The organism is Streptococcus suis, assembly GCF_002960425.1.
GTDB classification, from domain to species: domain Bacteria; phylum Bacillota; class Bacilli; order Lactobacillales; family Streptococcaceae; genus Streptococcus; species Streptococcus suis_S.
In genome coordinates this window covers 1-4870 of the sequence record NZ_POIZ01000036.1, presented here as the reverse complement: position 1 = coordinate 4870, position 4870 = coordinate 1, and the positions used below count along the sequence as shown (strand labels likewise).

Here is a 4870-nt window from a genome sequence, read left to right as displayed (position 1 = left end):
TCCTCGGCATGGACTTTATAGAAGCACCCTTAGCTCAACTGGATAGAGTACCTGACTACGAATCAGGCGGTTAGAGGTTCGAATCCTCTAGGGTGCATAACTCGCTTAATGATCACATTAGGGGAGCTTTATTTTTAATGATAGCGGGAAGTAGCTCAGCTTGGTAGAGTACTTGGTTTGGGACCAAGGTGTCGCAGGTTCGAATCCTGTCTTCCCGATTGAAAGAGATTGAGAGGATAATTTTTTCCTCTTTTTTATTTTGGGCACACTAACAGTGTCTTACAGCGCCAATATTTATTTTCAGGATAAGGTCAACTTGTCTTGATTTTTTAGTATAACAGACAATTATAAATTATGATAATCTGATAAGGAAGAGAAAACATGAAAAAAACAGTATGGAATGCCTCTTTGGAAGAGAGCATGGGGTTGGTAACGGATCAGTACATTCAGACTTTAATGGAGGACATAGAGAAAAATGGTTATGGAAAGAAAATCTTGGGATTTTTGACAGTTGAATTTTTTATATTTCTAATATCATTTATCGGACCGTATTCGGATAAAGAAGTTGGAAATATATTATTTGTGGAGGCGAAAATCCTATTTTCAATCCCCGTATGGCTTGGCTTATTAGTAATCGTTCATTACCTAATGGATGTTAGAAAGATACGACATCATCGAATTTTGTCGTATTACTATTTCAATTGGAATATGTTCTTGATGGTGAGTTTACTTAATTATCAAGTATTTGTACTATGTGCGATTGGTTCGGCCATGTTTTTTGGTTCGCTAATTGCAGTCATTCTCAATCTGTCTATCATAATTTTTGTAATCGCAGAAAGATACCTATGGTTTAAGAAAGAGGTTTTGAATGGCTTATATGGAAATCAATTGGTTTCCAATCCCTTAAATGATGTGATGGAGAAGTTTGTCGTCTTAGGGAGGAAATATGGTGGCTTAATCGTCTTTCCCCTCGTTCTGTTTCGTCTCTTTTTACCTAATAAAGGTAAAGGGATTTATGAGAATGATATTCTAAGAAGTTTAGTCATGATTTTTGGGATTGGTGGGCCTATATTACTTTTCTACTTTATCGTAGCAATAGTGTTTAGTTGTATTCAAGGATTTTATATCAATAAATATATGGAAGACTATCGTATTCTCTCAGGATATAGCATTGAAGACTGGTATGGTAAGAAGTCCAAGCAATATAAGGAAAGTTTGGGAGAGTAGGTTTTATGGAGGGTAAATTGTAAACATGATTTGGTCATATCTTTTAATCTTTTTGGCATTGGCTACTCCTTTTTGTTATTTTCTTTATAAATGGCGACAGGAATATGTTATCCGAAAATACAGTACTTCTACAATTATTGGTAAAGTTGTCACACATAGAGAATGGGTCTCACTTCGTCCCCCAATCATAGAGTACGAGGTAGATGGTATAAAGTATAGAAAAGCCCTAGAATACTCATGGGTTGTTTATGGCCCAAAAGATATTTTATATCCTCATGATATAGAAGAACTCCGAAATTATATGTTGGAAAGTAAGAAGTTGTACAACATTGGTTTAATGCCATATAATATGTACCAACTATTCCCTATTGGATATGAACTGACAGTGAGATACAATCCGAAGCAACCTCAGTTAGCTTATGTGGAACGTTATGCGGGAGGAGAGGCACTATTTAGAGTATTCAGTTTATTCTATATAGTAGTCTTGTTCTTTCTTTGCTCGCTTTTGATTTTTATTGCAATATAAAATGATAGGTATTGTAAATGAATATCTGTTTCAAATTTTACTTATGAGGAGTAGTGCTGATGGATAGATTATTGCTTGCTATCGTCGTCATATCGGTTTATATTTTATTTTGGTTTTTTCTCTTTTTAATTCGTTGGCGTCGTGAAATTACTATTAAAAATGACTGTACTATGGTAACTCAAGGGACTGTCATAGGATACTATACTTCTACTCGTCTAAAGACACCTATTGTGGAATACACTATCAATAATCGGAGATATAAGCAGAGACTTAGATACTTCCCGATGGGAGAAGATAGAGGCCATGAGATTTTTTATCCACAAACTGAAGATGAATATAGAAGAGAAATTCTAAAGCCGAGATTTATCCGATATAGTAATTCTTTTCGTTATGAATTTAAACAATTGTTTCCAATAGGGTCTGAGATGACAGTCTATTATCATCCAAAGAAACCCAAATTAAGTTTTGTTGAGCGGTTTGCTGGATTTATAAATTATTATAGGAATGGAATGTTCCTTTCTGGTTTTGCTTGGTTGTTTTTTATGGTTATTTTTTTAATACTTAAACTATCAAATTAAGTTTTTTGAAAAATGAAAAAAATAAATCAAAACTCTTGATTTTCAGCCTTTTTTAAGCTACAATAGTAACACGATTTCATTGATTTAACTCAAACCTGTTGTGAGTTAAGTGAATGAATCATCATTCACCATGCTGTTTGCTGAGCTTGACTCCGGGCAGTGTGGCTATTTTTTTGTCTGAATAGCCAAGATTCACGTATGAGGAAACGATGATTATGAATATTGAAGAATTACACTACACAGAAGAAACTGCTAAAAATCACATTGTCCTGTTTGAACCACAGATTCCACAAAATACTGGAAATATTGCTCGGACTTGTGCCGCGACCAACAGCCCCCTACATATTATCAAACCGATGGGTTTTCCAATTGATGACCGCAAGATGAAGCGTGCTGGCTTGGATTACTGGGATAAGTTGGATGTTCGTTTTTATGAAAATCTGTCTTCATTTATGGACTATGCCAGCAAGCATGGTCAGATCCATTTGGTGTCTAAGTTTGCGGACAAAACCTATTCAGAGGAGAGTTATCAGGATGGGATTCATTTCTTCCTCTTTGGTCGTGAAGATAAAGGCTTACCAGAAGATTTTATGCGAACGCATCCAGAGAAGGCGATTCGGATTCCCATGAATGATGAGCATGTTCGTAGCCTCAATGTATCCAATACTGTCTGTATGATTGTTTACGAAGCCCTTCGTCAGCAGAATTTTGCAGGTTTGGATTTGGTCCATACTTATGAAGAGGATAAGCTAAAATAAGACTTGAAAATGACTCAATGCCTTGCACTTGCAGGGCTTTTTTGGTATGATGAAATAGTCTTCAGGGCAGGGTGAGATTCCCGACCGGCAGTGTAAAACGAGGCTATTTTGTTTTACGACTAGGCAGCGAATCGAAGACCATACTGAATGTATGTCAAGATGAGCTAACGCAGTATTAGAACAAAATAGACCGTTGGAAGTCTGCGAGCGAAAGCTGATGTGGTGCAATTCCACAACCGACAGTAAAGTCTGGATGGGAGAAGACGAAGTGCAGTTTTTGACTGCCCTTCTAAGCTTCTTCAATTTTCAAAATTGGAGGAACCTTTATGACAAACACACGGAAAATGACGATTATCGCCATTCTTTCAGCACTTTCATTTCTACTCATGTACTTGAAATTTCCCTTGATACCAACGGCAAATTTCTTGGAAGTAGATTTTTCTTTGGTACCAATCTTATTTGGTCTGCTTATACTAGATGTAAAGTCTAGCTTTGCCATTCTTTTGATTCGGACACTCCTCAAATTGATCTTAAACAATCAGGGAGTGACAACAGTCATTGGTCTACCGATGAATATTGCTGCTATGGTAATCTTTATTCTAGCAGTATCTTATTTCTGGAAAAATGACCAGTCTGTCAAACATTATTTAAAAACAGCAGCTGTAGCAACACTTGGTTCAACCCTTGCCATGCTTGTCTTGAACTACGTCTATGCTGTACCTGTCTATGCTGCCTTTGCAAACTTTGATATTAAAGAAATCTTGGGATTGACTAATTACCTGCTTTTCATGGTCTTGCCATTTAATCTCTTGCAAGGTATTGTCCTATCCATTGTGTTTTATATCTGTTACACAGCAGCTCGACCTATTTTAAAGAAAGTTTAACTTTTTTAAAGTAAACTAGACCTATGAAAAATAAACAAATCCATTTACGAAATGCGTCTTTCTTGGCTCTAGCCTTTGTTATCTTGGGCTACGTAGCCAAGTTCTACCCAAGTACCTTAACTGGTTTCGACTCTGCTATCCAATCTGCTATTCGTGGAAATCTGCCAAGTGGAGCGACTCAGTTCTGGACTTCTATTACAGTTTTAGGGAATACCGTTATCATTTTAGCGATTACTCTGATCTTGTCTGCTATATTTTACTACTATAAACAGTGGAAGATGGAAGCCTTTTTCCTACTAGCTAGTTTTGCGGCCATGGGTGTGGCATCTACAGCCCTGAAATATGTCTACCAACGCCCGCGTCCTAGTATCGAATGGTTGATTGACACGATTGGCTATTCATTCCCTAGTTGGCATACAGCCTCAACAATGATGATTGCAGGAGCGGTTGTCATCATTATCCAGCAACGCATGAAGCAAGGACTGGCTAAACGCATTCTGCAAGTTGCATTGATTGCCCTAGCAATCCTAGTTGCTGTTTCTCGTATCTACATTGGTGTTCATTATCCGACGGATATTATCGGAGGCTGGCTCCTAGCCTTAACTCTTTTGCAAATCATGTATCCCTTCTATGACCAAAAACGCTTTGAATGGCGTTTCCAAAGTAAACAGAAATAATTCTATTATATTTCTCCTATCCGATGGGTAGGGGATTTTTTGTGGCCTTGTAAGCAGGCTTTGACATTACAGAAACATGCAGGAATACTTTTTGTATAGTTATAAAGCAATATGTAAAGACCCCCAGTTGAGAATTCGTGGATTTACCTGTACACTAGAATAAAAAACAATCAACTTCTAGCAGGAATTACCACACTCAATTGGAGGTCTTATATGTTTC

At 37.1% G+C, this 4870-nt stretch carries 6 protein-coding genes, 2 tRNA genes and 1 riboswitch; all 8 genes read left to right on the top strand.

Features of this window, described 5'->3' with window-relative positions:
• Positions 1-23 precede the first annotated feature (23 nt).
• The 8 genes from C1G57_RS04335 (at position 24) to C1G57_RS04300 (ending at position 4650) form a co-directional block, all read left to right on the top strand.
• Positions 24-97, top strand: a tRNA-Arg gene (locus tag C1G57_RS04335).
• A gap of 47 nt (positions 98-144) precedes the next feature.
• Positions 145-218 (top strand) — tRNA-Pro (locus C1G57_RS04330).
• Positions 219-381: 163 nt separating this feature from the next.
• The gene (locus C1G57_RS04325; protein WP_105113899.1) at positions 382-1227 is read left to right on the top strand and encodes a hypothetical protein; all 846 of its coding nucleotides are present in this window, start codon (positions 382-384) and stop codon (positions 1225-1227) included.
• Between the two features lie 25 nt (positions 1228-1252).
• A complete protein-coding gene (locus C1G57_RS04320; RefSeq protein WP_105113898.1) occupies positions 1253-1753 on the top strand; it encodes a DUF3592 domain-containing protein in 501 nt (166 codons plus the stop codon).
• 59 nt (positions 1754-1812) lie between these two features.
• Positions 1813-2331, top strand: coding sequence for a DUF3592 domain-containing protein (locus C1G57_RS04315; RefSeq protein WP_105113897.1), 519 nt, complete (start codon positions 1813-1815; stop codon positions 2329-2331).
• Positions 2332-2546: 215 nt separating this feature from the next.
• Positions 2547-3089, top strand: coding sequence for a tRNA (cytidine(34)-2'-O)-methyltransferase (locus tag C1G57_RS04310; protein WP_105113896.1), 543 nt, complete (start codon positions 2547-2549; stop codon positions 3087-3089).
• 53 nt (positions 3090-3142) lie between these two features.
• Positions 3143-3358: riboswitch (FMN riboswitch) on the top strand.
• A gap of 57 nt (positions 3359-3415) precedes the next feature.
• Entirely contained in the window at positions 3416-3973 is a 558-nt protein-coding gene (locus tag C1G57_RS04305) for an ECF transporter S component (protein WP_105113895.1), read from the top strand.
• A 23-nt stretch (positions 3974-3996) separates the two neighbouring features.
• Positions 3997-4650, top strand: coding sequence for a phosphatase PAP2 family protein (locus tag C1G57_RS04300; protein ID WP_105113894.1), 654 nt, complete (start codon positions 3997-3999; stop codon positions 4648-4650).
• The last annotated feature ends 220 nt before the right edge of the window (positions 4651-4870 follow it).